Source organism: Paenibacillus sp. PastF-3, from assembly GCF_029893135.1.
GTDB classification, from domain to species: Bacteria; Bacillota; Bacilli; order Paenibacillales; family Paenibacillaceae; genus Paenibacillus_AQ; species Paenibacillus_AQ nitricinens.
Map to the genome: position 1 here is coordinate 87,483 of NZ_JARXWM010000023.1, position 15,942 is coordinate 103,424.

At 43.2% G+C, this 15,942-nt stretch carries 19 protein-coding genes; 5 read left to right on the plus strand and 14 right to left on the minus strand.

Annotated elements, in window-relative coordinates; all coding sequences use genetic code 11:
• Nucleotides 1-112: 112 nt before the first annotated feature.
• From M2444_RS29795 to M2444_RS29805, 3 genes are all read left to right on the plus strand, one after another.
• Nucleotides 113-1,045: a glycosyltransferase family 2 protein gene (locus M2444_RS29795; RefSeq protein ID WP_094876769.1), complete on the plus strand. Its 933-nt coding sequence runs from the start codon at nucleotides 113-115 to the stop codon at nucleotides 1,043-1,045.
• Nucleotides 1,046-1,226: 181 nt separating this feature from the next.
• Nucleotides 1,227-2,333: an FAD:protein FMN transferase gene (locus M2444_RS29800; RefSeq protein ID WP_094869916.1), complete on the plus strand. Its 1,107-nt coding sequence runs from the start codon at nucleotides 1,227-1,229 to the stop codon at nucleotides 2,331-2,333.
• A gap of 153 nt (nucleotides 2,334-2,486) precedes the next feature.
• Nucleotides 2,487-3,338, plus strand: a complete 852-nt coding sequence (locus M2444_RS29805; RefSeq protein WP_280788793.1) for an RCC1 domain-containing protein — start codon at nucleotides 2,487-2,489, stop codon at nucleotides 3,336-3,338.
• Between the two features lie 72 nt (nucleotides 3,339-3,410).
• On the opposite strand, the gene M2444_RS29810 is transcribed toward M2444_RS29805, so the two are convergent.
• The 10 genes from M2444_RS29810 to M2444_RS29855 form a co-directional block, all read right to left on the minus strand.
• Nucleotides 3,411-4,121, minus strand: a complete 711-nt coding sequence (locus tag M2444_RS29810) for an HAD family hydrolase (protein ID WP_094876767.1) — start codon at nucleotides 4,119-4,121, stop codon at nucleotides 3,411-3,413.
• Between the two features lie 36 nt (nucleotides 4,122-4,157).
• Nucleotides 4,158-4,622 carry a GNAT family N-acetyltransferase gene (locus tag M2444_RS29815; protein ID WP_256990488.1) on the minus strand — a complete coding sequence of 155 codons (465 nt, stop codon included), beginning with the start codon at nucleotides 4,620-4,622 and terminating at the stop codon, nucleotides 4,158-4,160.
• 100 nt (nucleotides 4,623-4,722) lie between these two features.
• Nucleotides 4,723-5,229: a metallophosphoesterase family protein gene (locus tag M2444_RS29820; RefSeq protein WP_280788794.1), complete on the minus strand. Its 507-nt coding sequence runs from the start codon at nucleotides 5,227-5,229 to the stop codon at nucleotides 4,723-4,725.
• Between the two features lie 125 nt (nucleotides 5,230-5,354).
• Nucleotides 5,355-6,548 (minus strand): anti-sigma factor, encoded by a 1,194-nt coding sequence (locus M2444_RS29825; RefSeq protein WP_280788795.1) that lies wholly within the window; start codon nucleotides 6,546-6,548, stop codon nucleotides 5,355-5,357.
• Nucleotides 6,541-7,044, minus strand: coding sequence for a sigma-70 family RNA polymerase sigma factor (locus M2444_RS29830; protein WP_094869910.1), 504 nt, complete (start codon nucleotides 7,042-7,044; stop codon nucleotides 6,541-6,543). Before M2444_RS29830 ends, M2444_RS29825 begins: the two co-directional genes overlap by 8 nt.
• Before the next feature lie 160 nt (nucleotides 7,045-7,204).
• Nucleotides 7,205-8,197: a siderophore ABC transporter substrate-binding protein gene (locus M2444_RS29835; protein ID WP_280788796.1), complete on the minus strand. Its 993-nt coding sequence runs from the start codon at nucleotides 8,195-8,197 to the stop codon at nucleotides 7,205-7,207.
• 123 nt (nucleotides 8,198-8,320) lie between these two features.
• Nucleotides 8,321-9,076, minus strand: coding sequence for an iron ABC transporter ATP-binding protein (locus tag M2444_RS29840; RefSeq protein WP_094869909.1), 756 nt, complete (start codon nucleotides 9,074-9,076; stop codon nucleotides 8,321-8,323).
• A complete protein-coding gene (locus M2444_RS29845; protein ID WP_094869908.1) occupies nucleotides 9,070-10,014 on the minus strand; it encodes an iron chelate uptake ABC transporter family permease subunit in 945 nt (314 codons plus the stop codon). The genes M2444_RS29840 and M2444_RS29845 overlap by 7 nt, the downstream gene beginning before the upstream one ends.
• A 2-nt stretch (nucleotides 10,015-10,016) precedes the next feature.
• A complete protein-coding gene (locus M2444_RS29850) occupies nucleotides 10,017-10,964 on the minus strand; it encodes an ABC transporter permease (RefSeq protein WP_280788797.1) in 948 nt (315 codons plus the stop codon).
• A 233-nt stretch (nucleotides 10,965-11,197) separates the two neighbouring features.
• Nucleotides 11,198-11,458: a YqkE family protein gene (locus M2444_RS29855; protein WP_481857549.1), complete on the minus strand. Its 261-nt coding sequence runs from the start codon at nucleotides 11,456-11,458 to the stop codon at nucleotides 11,198-11,200.
• Nucleotides 11,459-11,549: 91 nt separating this feature from the next.
• On the opposite strand from M2444_RS29855, the gene M2444_RS29860 reads away from it, so the two are divergent.
• A complete protein-coding gene (locus M2444_RS29860) occupies nucleotides 11,550-11,894 on the plus strand; it encodes a winged helix-turn-helix transcriptional regulator (protein WP_280788798.1) in 345 nt (114 codons plus the stop codon).
• A gap of 18 nt (nucleotides 11,895-11,912) precedes the next feature.
• Here the strand turns inward: M2444_RS29860 and M2444_RS29865 are convergent, their stop codons facing one another.
• The gene (locus tag M2444_RS29865) at nucleotides 11,913-12,416 is read right to left on the minus strand and encodes a GNAT family N-acetyltransferase (RefSeq protein ID WP_280788799.1); all 504 of its coding nucleotides are present in this window, start codon (nucleotides 12,414-12,416) and stop codon (nucleotides 11,913-11,915) included.
• A 25-nt stretch (nucleotides 12,417-12,441) separates the two neighbouring features.
• Nucleotides 12,442-13,284: an SDR family oxidoreductase gene (locus M2444_RS29870; protein WP_280788800.1), complete on the minus strand. Its 843-nt coding sequence runs from the start codon at nucleotides 13,282-13,284 to the stop codon at nucleotides 12,442-12,444.
• 291 nt (nucleotides 13,285-13,575) lie between these two features.
• On the opposite strand from M2444_RS29870, the gene M2444_RS29875 reads away from it, so the two are divergent.
• Nucleotides 13,576-14,670 carry a M24 family metallopeptidase gene (locus M2444_RS29875; RefSeq protein ID WP_280788801.1) on the plus strand — a complete coding sequence of 365 codons (1,095 nt, stop codon included), beginning with the start codon at nucleotides 13,576-13,578 and terminating at the stop codon, nucleotides 14,668-14,670.
• A gap of 263 nt (nucleotides 14,671-14,933) precedes the next feature.
• On the opposite strand, the gene M2444_RS29880 is transcribed toward M2444_RS29875, so the two are convergent.
• Entirely contained in the window at nucleotides 14,934-15,287 is a 354-nt protein-coding gene (locus M2444_RS29880) for a hypothetical protein (RefSeq protein ID WP_280788802.1), read from the minus strand.
• Nucleotides 15,288-15,565: 278 nt separating this feature from the next.
• A partial coding sequence (locus M2444_RS29885) for a transposase (RefSeq protein ID WP_280788803.1) occupies nucleotides 15,566-15,942 on the minus strand: 377 nt, incomplete at its 5' end.

The following is a 15,942-nucleotide window of genomic DNA, read 5'->3' on the forward strand; positions in this document are numbered from 1 at the left end:
AAAGTGGTATATACGCTCTTCTTCAGGAACGATAGAATCAAGGTAACCACATTTCGCCGGATAACTGCATTCAGGTGAGCGGACAAAAGAAGTCCTGAAGGGAGATTAAGATATGCATGATCTATCTATAGTGATTCCTACTCGTAACCGAATCAATGACCTTACGGTGTGCATAGAGTCCATTGGCAAGCAGACAAATCTTAAAGATATCTCTATCGAGCTATGGATTATGGACGACGGTGAGATCCCTAAAGACAGATTAGCTTATTATTCTGAAATACTACAAGGATTACCACAGGCTGAACTCCATTATCATCGCAAAACTAAGCCTGGTCTCTGGCTTTCCCGTTACGAAGCGCTAGGGCTGATCCATGCAGAAATCGTGCTCCATTTAGATGACGATGCAGAATTAAATGACCCCTTATATATTCGACGATTGTTAGATACTTATACAGCCGACGACTCTATTGTTGGTGTAGGTGGTGTAGCCAAAGGTATACATAGCAGCATGCCAAGCAGGCTATTCGGTATGCTAACCGGACAAATGTCCGGGTCACCAGGCAGATTGTCGGCAAGTATGTTTGCAGGCTCGCAATTCCTTTGGGGAGAGAAGAAGCAGGTATTTGAAACTGATTTTTTTCACGGCTGCAATATGTCCTTCCGGCGCTCGGCACTGCGTGATATTAAGCCCTATCCATGGATGACAAGCTATTCCATAGCCGAGGATATTTATCTATCCCATTTAGCCAGCCGCTATGGCAAGCTTGTGATTAATCCCGCCATGAAAATCATCCATCATGAATCGCCAGGCTCTCGCGATAAAGCGGGCGTTGTAGCACAAGCTACAGCCATTAATCACTACTATCTACTCAACTTGCGAAAAGCTCCATTAATGAATTATGCTGCCTTGATCTGGACATTGTCTTGTCTGACGGTTAAAGAAACCCTAAAACGGAATTTCAAAGCCGTTAGCGGATATGCCAAAGGTATCCTCTTCGTATTAAACCCTCGCAAGAACAAATACAGTGAATATATGCTCGATTAAATAGCATCGTTTTATTCTAAATCTACAGCGCTGCTCCGAATCAGGATACGGGGCTTTTTTTGTTATGCTGACCGACTTATCCCTTAATATGTCATGAATTTGATTTCCATCAACTTGTTATCTGGGGTATGATATAAATAATGTGATTTGTTTTAGAAACTAACTTTATGGATGGTGGAATATGTTCAAGAACAAAAAAACGACGCTGATCCTCGTTGTAATCGTCATCGTCGTCATTGCTGTCGGCGCTTGGCTAATTACTAAAGATAAGGACGATAAGACAGCGGGAACTACGGGTAGCGCAACAACATCCGGAAAAGGAGAGGAAAAATCTCTTTCTCAGACCTTTTATATTTATGACACTGTTGTGAATATCAAAGTGTTTGGTGCTACTGTAGAACAGAAAAATATGGACGATATCCAGCACATGCTGGAGCGAATGGATATGGAGCTTAGCCGCACCAAAGAAGGTGGAGAGACATACGCAATCAATCAGGCAGCAGGAAAAGAAGCGGTTGTTGTTTCTGACGAAACCCTGGATGTAATTAAACAATCCATACAATACGCAAAGGAAATGGACGGGCTGTTTGATCCTACAATCGGTCCGCTAATCGATCTTTGGAATATCGGTAGTGGCGGAGATAAAGTTCCTCCCCAAGCAGATATTGATAAAGCCAAGAGTCTAACCAATTACAAGGACGTTGAAATTGATGAAGCTGCGAAAACTGTAAAGCTAATGAAGGAAAATATGGTGTTAGATCTAGGCGGCATTGGTAAAGGTTATGCTGCAGACCGTATCGCTGATTATTTGAAAGAGCAAGGTCTTAATAGCGCTATGATTAACCTCGGAGGCAGCAGTATTATTGCCCTCGGTAAAAAGCCAAACGGAACGGAATGGAATATCGGATTGCAGGATCCAGATCAAAGCCGTGGTACTCAGCTAGGAACCATTAAAATCTCAGATGAGGTCATCGATGCTTCTGGTGTTTACGAACGGTATTTTATGCAGGACAATGTTCGTTACCATCATATCCTTGATCCACGCACAGGATATCCTTCACAGAACGGTCTCAAAAGCCTTACCATTATGAGCCCGAATGCAACAGATGCAGATGCCTTATCTACTGGGGTATTCTTGATGGGAATTGAAGAGGGTATGAAATATCTTGAAGCTTTACCTGAAGGTGTTGAAGCTTTCTTTATTACCGACGACAACAAGATCTATGCTACTAAAGGCATAAAAGAAAGAATGAACCTTACAGATCCAACATACAGCTTCGCAGAGTAAACGAAAAAAGCTTGTCCCTTAGAGCCGAGTTGGCTTCTAGGGAGCAAGCTTTTTTAATAGACACACGTAAGATTTGAAGAAGAAAGAACTGTGTTTTAATGGGGATTTGTCCTACAATGGTACACATCTACCATCAACTAAGGAGCGAAATTTATGAACCTTGTGAAAACCCTACCCTCCATAGCAGCGGGTTATCGTCATACCGCCCTGCTTAATTCGGACGGCACGGTGACGGCTGTGGGTGATAATAAATATGGCCAATGCGATGTAAGCAGCTGGTGCGATATGATAGCGGTTGCTGCGGGTAATGCTCATACCGGTAATGCTCATACCGTCGGGCTTAAATCAGATGGTACGGTGGCAGCTGTGGGTTGGAATAAATATGGCCAATGCGATGTAAGCGACTGGACTAATATTGTGAGGGTTGCCGCGGGTTGGCGTCGTACCGTCGGGCTTAAATCGGATGGTACCGTGGTTGCTATAGGTCGAAATAATGAAGGCCAATGCAATGTAAGTGACTGGCGTGATATAGTAGCAGTTGCGGCTGGTGATTGGCATACAGTCGGTCTTAAATCGGACAGTACGGTGACAATTGTGGGTAATATTCGGTATGGCCAACGCAATGTAAATGATTGGCATGACATAATGGCTATAGCGGCGGGTTACCTTCATACAGTCGGTCTTAAATCGGACGGTACGGTGATTGCTGCGGGTCGAAATCATGAAGGCCAATGCAATGTAAACGGCTGGCATGGTATTGTGGCTATAGCGGCAGGCAGTCATCATACCATCGGTCTTAAATCAGATGGTACCGTGGTTGCTGTGGGTTGGAATAAGTACGGCGAATGCAATATAAGTGACTGGCGCGATATGGTGGCCGTAGCGGCAGGTTGCACTCATACCATCGGTCTTAAATCGGACGGTACCGTGGTTGCTGTGGGTAATCACGAACAGGGTCAATGCGACGTAAGCAGGTGGCGCGGCATTCAACTCCCCGGAAACTAGTTATAAAATAATGAAAGCCATGCGCAGATTTCTCTCGCATGGCTTTCTAATATCTTTGGAGTACTTGTTCTCTCACACCAAAGGAAGCTCCCCAAATTCCTTATAATTAGTAAAAATATAACTAGGCTTATGATCCGTAGCTGGTTGTCTTCCTCTCGGATTGTACCAACAAACCTTCCATCCAGCCGCAAGTGCTCCAACTACATCGTTAGCCCAAGTATCCCCTATATAAAGCGAATTGTCCGCCAAAGTACCAGTTTTTTTGTTTACGTGTATGAATATTTCCGGGTCCGGTTTAGCAAGACCTACAGCATCAGAAATAAAGATCATGTCCTCGGGAATAATCTGATCTAAGCCTAGCCCACGAATCTTACTCATCTGATGATCCTTTGGTCCATTCGTAATAATGCCTACCTTATGACCGTCCGCAATAAATCGTTCAAGATGCTCACGCACGCCATCAATCATCTGAATCGTATATTGACGTCCAATATATGCCGCTTGAACCGCTGTGGCTTGATCACGATCAATCTGCAAACCATACTCGGCAAAAGCAAGCTCCAACCGGCGCACCCTCGTCTCTTCAAGCGGAATCTCACCGCGCAAATACATCGGCCACAACACATCGCTATGATGTCTCACTTTATAGAATAATTCCGCAAAGTCCAGACTACTCTCATCTGGGCTGAGCACTTCCCGTACCGCTTCTTTAAATGGTACCAGATGATCATACAACGTATCATCGAGGTCAAAAAAGATTGCTAACTTATGACTTGTTTCCACTTTAACGCCCCTTACTCGTCTTTCTCTCTAGCTGCTTTAGAAAAAAAGGTTATAGGTAAAAAATTCATCATCCCGAATGTAGCCATGCGCTTCATATAACAGCTGCGCCCCCACATTCTCCGTCATCGTTGTCAGGGATAAGCCCTTCGTATTCGTAGAGACCGCATAATCTCTAGCACTTTCCAGTAGCATAGCTCCTAGCCCTTGCCCACGGATTTCAGCAGTAACGAACAAATCATTTAGTATCCAGAGGCGCTCCATCGTAACCGATGAAAAAGAAGGATAGAGCTGTGTGAAGCCCCACGCGCGTTTCTCATCACCTTCCCCCTCAACCACCATAAGGATCACAGATTCATTCAGCTTTAGTCTGTCGGCTAAGAAGGCTCGTGCACCTTCCTGATCTGAGGCTGCTCCATAAAATACTCGATACTCATCAAATAATGGGATGAGCCGTTCTAAATCATCCCAAACCACTCGTTCTATACGATAATTCTTCATCATCAGCGCTCACTTTCTGGCTTCGCCCGTTTTAACCTCATTGTAAAGGGTTACCGAGCCGTTCACCATGGAGAGAACGCCGAATGATTTGGACAATCAAGCCTTATTCCTTTGAATCGTAGAACACATGCCGGGCACTAACTTTACCCGCTTCGATATCTAAAATTCCGAAAGAATACAATTTCTCACGCCGCTTATCTGTAGGAGAACCTGGATTAAATAGCAGGATACCATTCTCCTCTCTTAGCAAGGGCTGATGTGAATGACCAAAGAGAATACAGTCCACCTCATCATTCGCAAAAGCAAGCAGTGCGTTCCCATCCGTTCCTTTACGGGAATGTGACGTATGTCCATGTACCATGCCAATCCTGATTCCTTCAAGGGTAATGATCTTGCGCTCTCCGAAACGCGCAATGATCTCATCCCCATCATTATTTCCGGCAATCCCCTCTACCGGTGCTAGTTCTGACAGCAAATCATAGATTCCCATACTCACCCAATCACCAAGATGCAAGATTAAATCCACATGTTGAAACTCTGCAATCAGTGCCTTAGGCAGAGACTTAGCCATTCTTGACATATGTGTATCAGATACGACTCCTACTTTCATAGATCTCAGCTCCTAATCTATCATACTCAACCTTGGTTATGACATATATCCATAAATCTAATATTCAAATAATTGTACGATTTGCTTCAGCGAGAAGCAAGTTCTGTGACTTCTTTACTCCGCCGCTAGTTCTCTCTATCCTGCCAATTCCATAACCTTACTTCCCCGACATGCATTCTGCTGACCCATGTTTCTTCCTTCAGCTTAAGCAGTTCTTTCACCGGACCGGTTACAACCGCTCCATAGAGCTTAACTCCATTCTTCTCTATATATCTAATGGAATCATCCAGATCAATGAATGGAATCACCCTTTTGGAGATGGATTTATACTCCTGCACCAAGTGCAGCGTCTTGAGGAAGTTCGCATTACGCAGTTCACCATCCCCATATGACTCAACAGATGGAGAAATACTCGAACGGCTGGTCACCCCTCCGAACCATCCTCGCTTCTCCCTCGATTCCTGTGTCACTTTCATATCATCCGCATGCCAAATTGGCATATATGGAAAACCTAATGGATCATTAACTACTGGCTGTCGTGTTCGTGGACCTGTATCTGCCGCAAACCACAAAGGCTGAAGATTCTTTGGCTCTAACTTCTTCAACAGCTCATCTGTCGTAAATAATTGGTCAAAAGACAAGTATGCTTCCGCTACCGTCCCCTCAGGGAGCTTCTCTAATCTCTCCCACTCACTGCCATCATCCATACTATTTGCCGCATTATTCTTCCCCTGTGGATATACAAAGTAATAACCAATACTTCTACTCTCATTCGTCCAGGAATAGTTGTAGAGCCTAGCCCAGCCAAATAGAAGCTTCATTGAATAATCTCCGACAGTGATTTGTTCATCTCCCACTTGTTTCTCTATCTTACTTGTCAGATTCATACTGAAAAATGGACCGGTACCACTGCTCAAATGTACAATCGTATTCGGCTGTGAGACAGCAATAGCGGAAGAAACAACATCACGGTATTTCTCTACTCTCTCCCCAGTACCATAAAATATCGCACTGATAATACTGCAAATAATCAAGAATATTAAGAACGCAGAAATTACCGTTAAAGTATTCGATATACGGGCTCTCCATTTACCGCGGCGGATGATCTTTTTTTCCTTGCCGGGTTTGTTTCTCTTACCTTTTCCGAATTCTATATTCTTCTTCTCGCCTGAAGAGAGCTTTTCTTCACCCATGAGTTCATCCAGGTAAGCCTGATAAGCTTCCATCTTCTCCAGTTCGCGCTCCACTTCATCCCTATCCTCGTCTGTAAGAGTACCTTCGCCATACCTTCTTAACTTCTCCTTGAACGCCTCACTCATGTTCATTCCGCCTCCGCTCTGCTTCACGCAGCTTCTGTCTAGCTCGAAAGATTAAGATCTTATATTGGGACAGACCCACATTCATAATGTCCGATGCCTCCAGATAACTAAGACCATGAAAATCATGTAGTAGCAGTGCATGCCTCTGATTGTCCGGTAGCTCACCTATCGCAATTCTCATCTCTTCCCAACGTTCCTGCCGAAGCAGCGTGCTTTCCGTGGTATCTGGATGGGCGAGCTGTTTAAAAAACTCCTCGCTCTGAACGGTGCTGCGCCCTTCCTTCCGCTTGTAATCTATAAAGGCGTTGTACGCGACACGGAACAACCATGGCTTAATCTTCTCGTCTTTACAATCCTCCAAATATAAATAAGCACGGTAAAAGGTCTCCTGCATTAAATCTTCGGCCGCGTGATGATCACCACAAAGGGAGCGCAAATAGCGGTAAATATCCATCACATACATCTGATATATTTCATCCAGTGAATTTCGCTTCATGCACTCCCCCCTTAACCTAACCACGTATACTCGCATAAAAAGTTACAGCTAAATTTAGCAACTAGTATGAATATACCAGTAATTCTATGGAAAAAAGCAAAAAAAAGCCTGCTGACAAGGAGTATTACTCCTGCCAACAGGCCTTCCCAAGTTACTCTGCTTACAGAACAACTTCAACTTCTTTGAGCATTTCGCTAACAGAGATTAAACCGCCACCGGACAAGTACCAGTAGTTAGGATCAAGATAAATGATTTTACCGTTTTTAAAAGCATTTGTGTTCTTCACGAGATCGTTCTCAACTGCATCCTTCGCTGAACCGGATTTGCTGCCGTCACTCTTCACAGCCGCATCTCTATCTACTACGAACAGATAATCCGGATTCTTGTCGGCTACATATTCGTAAGATACGCTTTGACCATGAGTGGATACTTCGATTTTATCATCCGCTTGTGCAAATCCGAATACATCATGGATAATACCGAAACGGGAACCAGAACCATACGCACTGATTTTCCCTTCATTGGCGAGAATAATAAGAGATTTTTTACCATCTGCTTTAGCTTTCTCATTCAGAGCTTTAACCGAGTCATTAATAGCAGTAAGTTCAGTCTCTACTTCAGCTTCCTTGCCAAAAATTTGGCCCAGCGTCTTCACATTTTTCGTGAAAGATTCCATGTAATTCGCATTATCTACAGCAACGTACAATGTAGGTGCAATTTTGCTGAATTCATCATAAGAATCTTGCTGTCTGCCGGAAATGATGATCAGATCAGGAGAAAGACTATTTATTTTTTCGAAATCAGGCTCTTTCAAACCACCGACATTCTCATATTTGGCATCACTATATTTAGAGAGATAAGAGGGTACATTACTTTGAGGCACTCCAGTCACCTCTACGCCCAGTTTATCCAAAGTATCGAGTGTACCGAAGTCAAATACAACCACTTTCTGCGGGTTACTCTTAATCGTAATTTCTCCAAGTTCATGCTTAATAGTAAGCTCTTTGGATTCTGTATTCGGTGCAGTAGTAGCCTCTGTATTCCCTGCCGCTGCTGTATTATTATCTGAAGTTGCTGCATTATTGGAGCCACAGGCCGCCAAGATTACGGCAAGAAACACTGTCATGATTAGTAAAGATACGTTCTTCTTCAAAAGATTCACCCCTATAATTTATAGTCAAGCTATTTGAATTATTCGCGTATACGTCAAGGAAGCTGGCGCCTTTCACTTCATGCGTTACGTCATAATAATTTCCGAATGGAAGCGGCATCTTGTTTAAAAATAGACACCAATTTTACGACCACCTATTGTTTCTATAGGGATATCCATGTCATATACATCCCTAAGCACTGCCGTATCAATAATTTCATCCACCGTACCCGATGAAGCTACCCGCCCATTCTTGAGCGCTACAATGTAGTCAGAGTAACAAGAAGCGAAATTAATATCATGAATGACGAGTACAATCGTCTTGCCCTTCTCTTCTACCAATCGGCGTAACACCTTCATAATTTGTACAGAATGTTTCATATCCAGATTGTTGAGTGGTTCATCGAGCAAAATATACTCCGTATCCTGAGCCATAACCATTGCAATATATGCTCTCTGGCGTTGTCCACCGCTTAGCTGATCAATATATTTATCCTGCATCTCTTGAAGGTCCATATAAGCAATCGCTTCGTCAACGAACGCCCGATCCTCAGGTGTGAGCTTTCCCTGTGAATATGGGAACCTTCCGAAAGAAACAAGTTCCTTCACAGTAAGACGAACGCTGATATGATTGGACTGCTTTAGCACCGATATTTTACGAGCAAGCTCATTACTCTTACAGCTGCCAATTTCCTTCCCTTCGATCAGTACTTCACCCGCGTCTTTAGAGATAAGTCTACTGATCATGGAGAGCAACGTGCTTTTACCAGCGCCGTTAGGGCCGATAAACGAGGTGATTGCACCCTTTTTAATGGATAAAGACACATCGTCAACGACGGTAACTCCGCCATAACGCTTGGTTACATGCTTAACTTCTACCACGACTTATTCTCCTTTAACAGCAGATAGACAAAGTAGACGCCACCTGCAAAATTTATGATTACACTAACCGTAGTAGTGAATCCAAACACACGTTCAACTAGAAACTGTCCCCCGACAAGCGCTATAATACTTAGCAAAATCGTGCCGGGAATCAGATAGGAATGCTTATACGTACGGAACAACTGATGCCCCACATTGGCCACTAGTAAACCCAAGAAAGTGATCGGCCCTACTAAAGCCGTTGATATCGAAACGTAGATGGATACAATAACTAACAGTCTTTTGACTACATAGTCATAATTGATCCCTAAGTTAATGGCTTCATCTTTTCCTAAAGAAATAACATCTAAATACTTCACAAATCTCATGAAATACAGCGTAGTTAACGCTAGTACAACTGTAGACAATATCAGTAGATCACTGCTGACGTTGTTGAAGCTGGCGAACATTTTCCCTTGTAGAATCAGGAATTCATTCGGATCAATGAGCACTTCCATAAAAGAAGATGCACTCTGGAACATCGTTCCCATGATAAGTCCTACGAGCAGCAGGAAGTATATGTTTTGACCTTCTCTGCGGAACATTAGCTTATACAGCACACCTGAGAACAGAACCATGATGCAAGCTGAGAACAAGAAATTCACATTTTTATTCATAAACGTCATATTTGATGAGCCTAAGGCGTATACACCGAACGTCTGGATCAACATGTACAAAGAATCTAGCCCCAAAATACTAGGTGTCAAAATCCGGTTGTTCGTAATGCTCTGAAAAACTATGGTAGAGACAGCTATCACCGCTCCGGTAATTAAAATGGCCGCCAGCTTTCTTCCCCGACTGGGCAGAACATAATCCCAATTTCCCATAACATGATAGGTCATAAACAAGACGATGAGAGCAACAGCGCTTAAGGATAATATCGTTAGTTTCGTCTTCATCACTAATTCGCCTTTCTTCTCATCAGCAAGTAGATAAACAGACCACTTCCGATGACGCCTACCGTGAGACTGATGGATATTTCGTATGGATATATAATGAGCCTGCCCAGAATATCACAGAACAGGAGGAACACCGCACCGAGAATGGCTGTATGTGCCAGATTTTTTTTCAAGTTATCGCCTATGTATAGCGTTACTATGTTAGGTACAACAAGACCCAGGAATGGAATCGTACCTACGGTTAAAATAACAACAGAAGAGATTAACGCTACAATCACCAATCCTACGTTTACAACCGCTTTGTAGTTCATACCGAGATTGACAGAGAAATCCTCCCCCATACCGGCTACGGTGAACTTATTGGCGAAAACATACGCGAGAATGACAAGGGGAATACTGAGATAGATTAATTCGTACTGTCCCTTAATAATCGTTGAGAAATCGCCAAGCATCCAAGATGAGATATTCTGAACCAAATCATTTTTGTAAGCAAAAAATGTAGTAATCGAGCCTACAATGTTCCCGAACATGAGTCCGACCAGCGGGATAAAAATACTATCCTTGAACTTGATCCGATCTAAGATTCTCATAAATATAAATGTTCCCAGTAGGGCAAAAACAAAAGCAACGAGCAGCTTCTGCATCGGTGTCGCCCCTGTGAACAGCATCAGGGACACGAGAATACCGAATTTCGCGGAATCCATCGTGCCCGCTGTAGTTGGAGAAACGAATTTATTTCGTGATAATTGCTGCATAATTAATCCGGCAATACTCATGCTTACACCAGCTATAATCAGTGCAGCTAAGCGTGGAATCCGGCTGACTAGCAGAGTCTGCATCTGAGATTCCGTAAGCGAAAAAAGATCCAAAGGTGAAATGTCTTTTACGCCTATAAACAAAGATATAAATGAAAAGACTATTAGAAGTAGGGACAAATATTTTAGTTTCATGAGTTGTTCCTTATCTGTTTAATAGTTAAATCGTTTGGGAAATAGATGATAGTATCGGCATTGATAATGATTTTCATTTGCACTATGTTCGATTATACCTAAGCCCACTTTGAGGGTCAACCCTTTCGTATAGTAAATTTTAAAACAATTGAATTTAATAAATAACATTAAAAAAGAGACACCCTAATAGGCATCTCTTTATCTCATGATCTTTTTTCCGCTAGCTATATCAGTTATTTATATTTATGCCAATCCTGATTACTGTTCTCCAACAGATGTGTAAAATCATTTTCAAGCCGCTTTTGCTCAGCTTTCCGCTGATCTTCCACCACTTTACGAGCAGCTTCCTTGCGGTCATTCTCTTCCGCTTTCAGCGCATCAGATTGCGCCTTCAGCTTTCCAAGAACATCACTGCTCAACAGGTCTTTTAGCGTAGCTGGTCCATCGGTCGCAGCAGGACGCGGAGTGGTAGGCATTTTCTTTTTTTTAGCCACTGTCAATCATCCTTTCTAGTAATGAATTAAATTGGAATTTGTTTAAATTAATGGTCTTTTCGTTTATAATGTTCACTAAGAGGTGAGCCATATGAAGTCCACTGATTTATGTCCCCAGCTACAAAAAAGTATGGATATTATCGGCAGGCGTTGGACAGGTTTAATTATCTACCAGCTCCTCCAAGGACCGCAACGTTTCAATGTGATTGAAGCAGCCTTACCCATCAGTGGAAGACTGCTCTCCGAACGACTTAAAGAGCTGGAACTGGAAGGGATTGTCCTTCGAGAAGTATTCCCTGAGACACCTGTGCGAATCCAATATTCCTTAACGGATAAAGGACTTGCCCTGGAGACCGTTATCCGAGATTTGCAGCGTTGGTCAAAAATATGGATTGATTGTGACACCAATAGCGCAAGCTCAACACTTAAAATGTAAGCGTTTCAATTGCGGTTATTAGATTTTAAGTCCAACAATCACTAAATCACGTTCTATACCATCCAACTCTGCTACACCGGGTAGTAATCCCCACTGCTTAAAACCGAATTTTTCTAGCAAACCAAGGCTCGGATCATTATGTCCGAACACAAAACCAACTAGATTCTTAATGCCGAGACTAGGTGCTTTCTCAATGGCCTCCTTCAAAAGAATTCTACCGGCTCCACCACCACGGAACTTTTCACTCACGTATACACTAATTTCTGCTGTTGCATTATACGCTGGACGACCATAGAAGGATTGAAAGCTGAACCATGCCGCAATCTCATCTCCCTGCCTAAGTACCCATAAAGGACGATGATGGCTGTTATGTTCATTGAACCATTTTTCTCTGTCTGCAGCAGTAATAGGTTCCAGATCTGCAGTTACCATCCGTCCAGCAATCGTTGAGTTATAAATCTCCACAATAGCTGCTAAGTCTGTAGGTTTTGCTTCTTCAATCCTGCTATTCTCCCAATTCATCCCTTGATTCCTCCAAATGTGTTAATTAACTCAGGCCTACCTGCTCCTGGCTCCATCGCCACAGCCGCTGCGCCTCTTGTTTATTCTGTGCTCTGGGAGTCAGCTCCTGATTCTTTCGCCGATAATAATATTGACCGGTTACCTCTTGCAAATCCGGTTCTGTAGCCAAATAGATCGCTGTATCGGCTCCTTGTTCAGGAGTTAAAAAGAAGTATGACAGCAGCTTAAGGATCGACTTGCCGAAGCCTGTCTCCCGGTTAACACCTATATTTGTGCCCACTGCTCCTGGATGCACGCAATTCACCGTTACTCTTGTCCCTTGCAGGCGTGCTGCCAACTCTTTCGTGAACAGTATATTGGCTAACTTGGATCGAGCATAAGCTTTTGCGGGATTGAAACGGCGTGCGAGGGTTGGATCTTCATAGTGAAGTGCACCTATTTTGTAAGCACCGGAAGCAACCACAACGATACGGCCTTGCTCTGCTGCTTTTAAAGGCTCCAGTAACAGATTCGTTAGCAAAAAATGACCCAAATGGTTCACACCAAGATCCATCTCAAAGCCGTTCTTCGTAAGCTGACGCTTAATCGTGACTACCCCAGCGTTATTGATGAGTATATCTAGAATCGGATATTTCCGGATGAATTCCTCCGCAAAACTGCGAATGCTCTCCAGCGAGGCCAGATCACACAACATCAGCTCGATATCCTCGGAGTGGCTCTTTTGCTTGGCGGCAGCCAGTGCTTCCTCTCCACGCTGGCGATTACGGCATACCATAATGACTTTGGCTCCCTTGCGAGCCAGTTCAACTGTCGTCGCTAGCCCCATACCGGAATTTGCTCCAGTTACAAGTGCAATTTTACCTCTCATTCCAAGAATCACTCCTCTCTCAACAACCGTACCCCAATAAGCTTCCGCCTAACCTTGCAAGAAGTATATTAAAGATTATGTTACACCAACTAGTAGGCTCAAGAAAAGCTTCTTGTCAGGTTTTAAAAGTATAGGTGATTCAATATGCATCATTGTTTACGGAATGCTTGCGAATAGGCATGTTAGGATTAGCCAACGATAGATGTAGTCCGTCTCGTGCGTCTAGTCTATTTTTGATCTATAATAGCAATATTGCAGTCTAATCGTGAAGTTGAAAGGGGAACACCAACTATGAATAATGCTCTGACAAGCCTAGAGCAGCAAATGGCGGGCGAAGGCCTTGATGCACTGCTCGTAACAGATCCCAAGCATGTCTACTACTTAACCGGATTTGCCAGCGATCCGCATGAACGTTTTCTCGGTGTGCTCTTGATACGCGGAGAAGAGGCAATGCTCATTCTACCCGCACTAGATGCAGAAGCGGCTCAAGCAGCTTCTTCGGTCACCAAAATCATAACCCATAGTGACACTGATAATCCTTATAACCTGCTTAAAGATTGTTTCGGCAGCAGTAAGCTAGGTACTCTTGGTATAGAGAAGGAACATTTCTCAGTAGCCCGTTTTGAGCATCTAACCGCAGCCGTTCCAGCAGAACGTTTTAGTGATATAGGTCCATTGCTGCGCAGCATGCGCTCCAAAAAGACCCCCGATGAAGTTAAGCGCATGAAACATGCCGCTGAGCTAGTTGAGGAAGCTTTGCGCCGCGTGCTTACCCATGTAAAAACAGGCGTTACAGAAAACGATTTAGTAGCGGAACTGGAATATCTAATGAAAAAGGTTGGCGCTTCCGGCCCTTCCTTCGATACTATGGTGCTTTCTGGTCCTAAAACTGCCCTGCCTCACGGTGTTCCAGGCAACCGGGTCATTCAGCCAGGCGACTTCCTGATGTTTGATATTGGGGTGTATGCTGATGGTTATGCTTCTGATATTACACGTACCTTTGCTATTGAATCCGTGGACGACAAGCTAATCACGATCTATAACACCGTGCTGGCTGCCAACGAAGCTGGAATCGCCGCTTCCAATCCTGGAGCTCCCTTCGGTTCTGTCGACAAAGCTGCGCGTGATGTGATTGAAGAAGCCGGATTCGGGGAGTATTTCTTGCACCGTGTCGGACACGGACTGGGAATGGATGTTCATGAATATCCGTCACTTCATGGTCAGAACGATGACATTATCGAGATCGGTAATGTGTTCACCGTTGAGCCAGGAATTTATGTGCCTGGACTAGCAGGTGTGCGTATCGAAGATGATTTAATTATTACTGCTGAAGGTGCAGAGACCTTAACAAGCTTCCCTAAGGAACTGACTATTCTTCATTTGTAGAAAAGAAAAATATTAAAATCAAAGAAAGCCCATCCCTAATAAGTTGAAAAAGAATCCCTTTCAACTTATTGTGATGGGCTTTCTCTTTTTCCCGCACCCTATTATTACTATATCAATATTAGCGCATTATTCCTGAGTATAGGTTGCTAATTTAATCTGCCCGAAAGTTGAATAAAGGCAGCCGATCCATTGACCGGCTGCCTTTATGTCGTTATTGAGCTATCGTGTCCCGTTAGTTCAAAGAACAGTTCATCAACATATTATCACTTCACTCTTTCGGAAATATTTTTACTTATTTCTTCAGGATTTTCAACACCAATTATCAACTTTGAAATTTTGAACTTACCAACTTGAAAGTTATTCAAATCTAAATGAAGAGTTTTAAGCTCATTTTCAAAAAAGTGCAGTTGATAACTACCCTTTGCTCTAAATAACCCATTTCTCATTTCTCTTAATAAAGCACCATATACTTTAAAAGCATTTGGTATCGGTCTACCTGTTGTAATTCCCTTGATTGAGGAGTATGGAATTTGCAACCCTTTATCTAATTTTAAAAAGGGTGAGTTTCCAAGCTCAATATTTACGTAGGTTTCCATTAATTGAATTTTACGTTCCATATTTTGAATCCCCCATTTTCAAATAATCAATTTATTTTTCCACCCATAATTCCATATAATACCACAAAAACCTCTTTCCTTCATAAAAGTCCACCCTCTTTCTGTTAGCTTAACGCACGTCGCCAGTCTACAACTTTATTTTCTCAGTTTATCAAGACCTAAATTTAAGAAAGATAGATATATTAAAGGGGCTGTCTCAAAAGTAGATTTTCTACGACATGAGACAGCCTTCTTTTTCCTAAATAGCACAAAAAGTGAACAGAGCAGCGATTCTCCTGTTAGTGGAGAATCGCTGCTCTGCTTTTTTGCTCCATTACGGCTTGCTTCAGCAAATTATGGGCAAGCGAAAGCCAACCGACCTCAAGCGTCACTTTCTCCATGCCGCGAAGCAGAAATCGCCGGAATCCCCGGTTGTTTTTCAGTTGTCCAAACACACTCTCCGGTTCCGTCATTCGGCGTACCGACAAATCGTAACCTTCTTCACTCCTTAGAATCTCCCGAGCCTGGTTCTGGTAACGTAGTCGTTCCAGACTAACGACTACTTCACGGTTTCCTTCGGATTTTGTACAACGTTCCTTCATTGGGCAGCCCTCGCAACTTGGGCTGCGGTAATGACGTTTTCGAATTTCATAGCCACTCTCCAAGACTTCCTTGC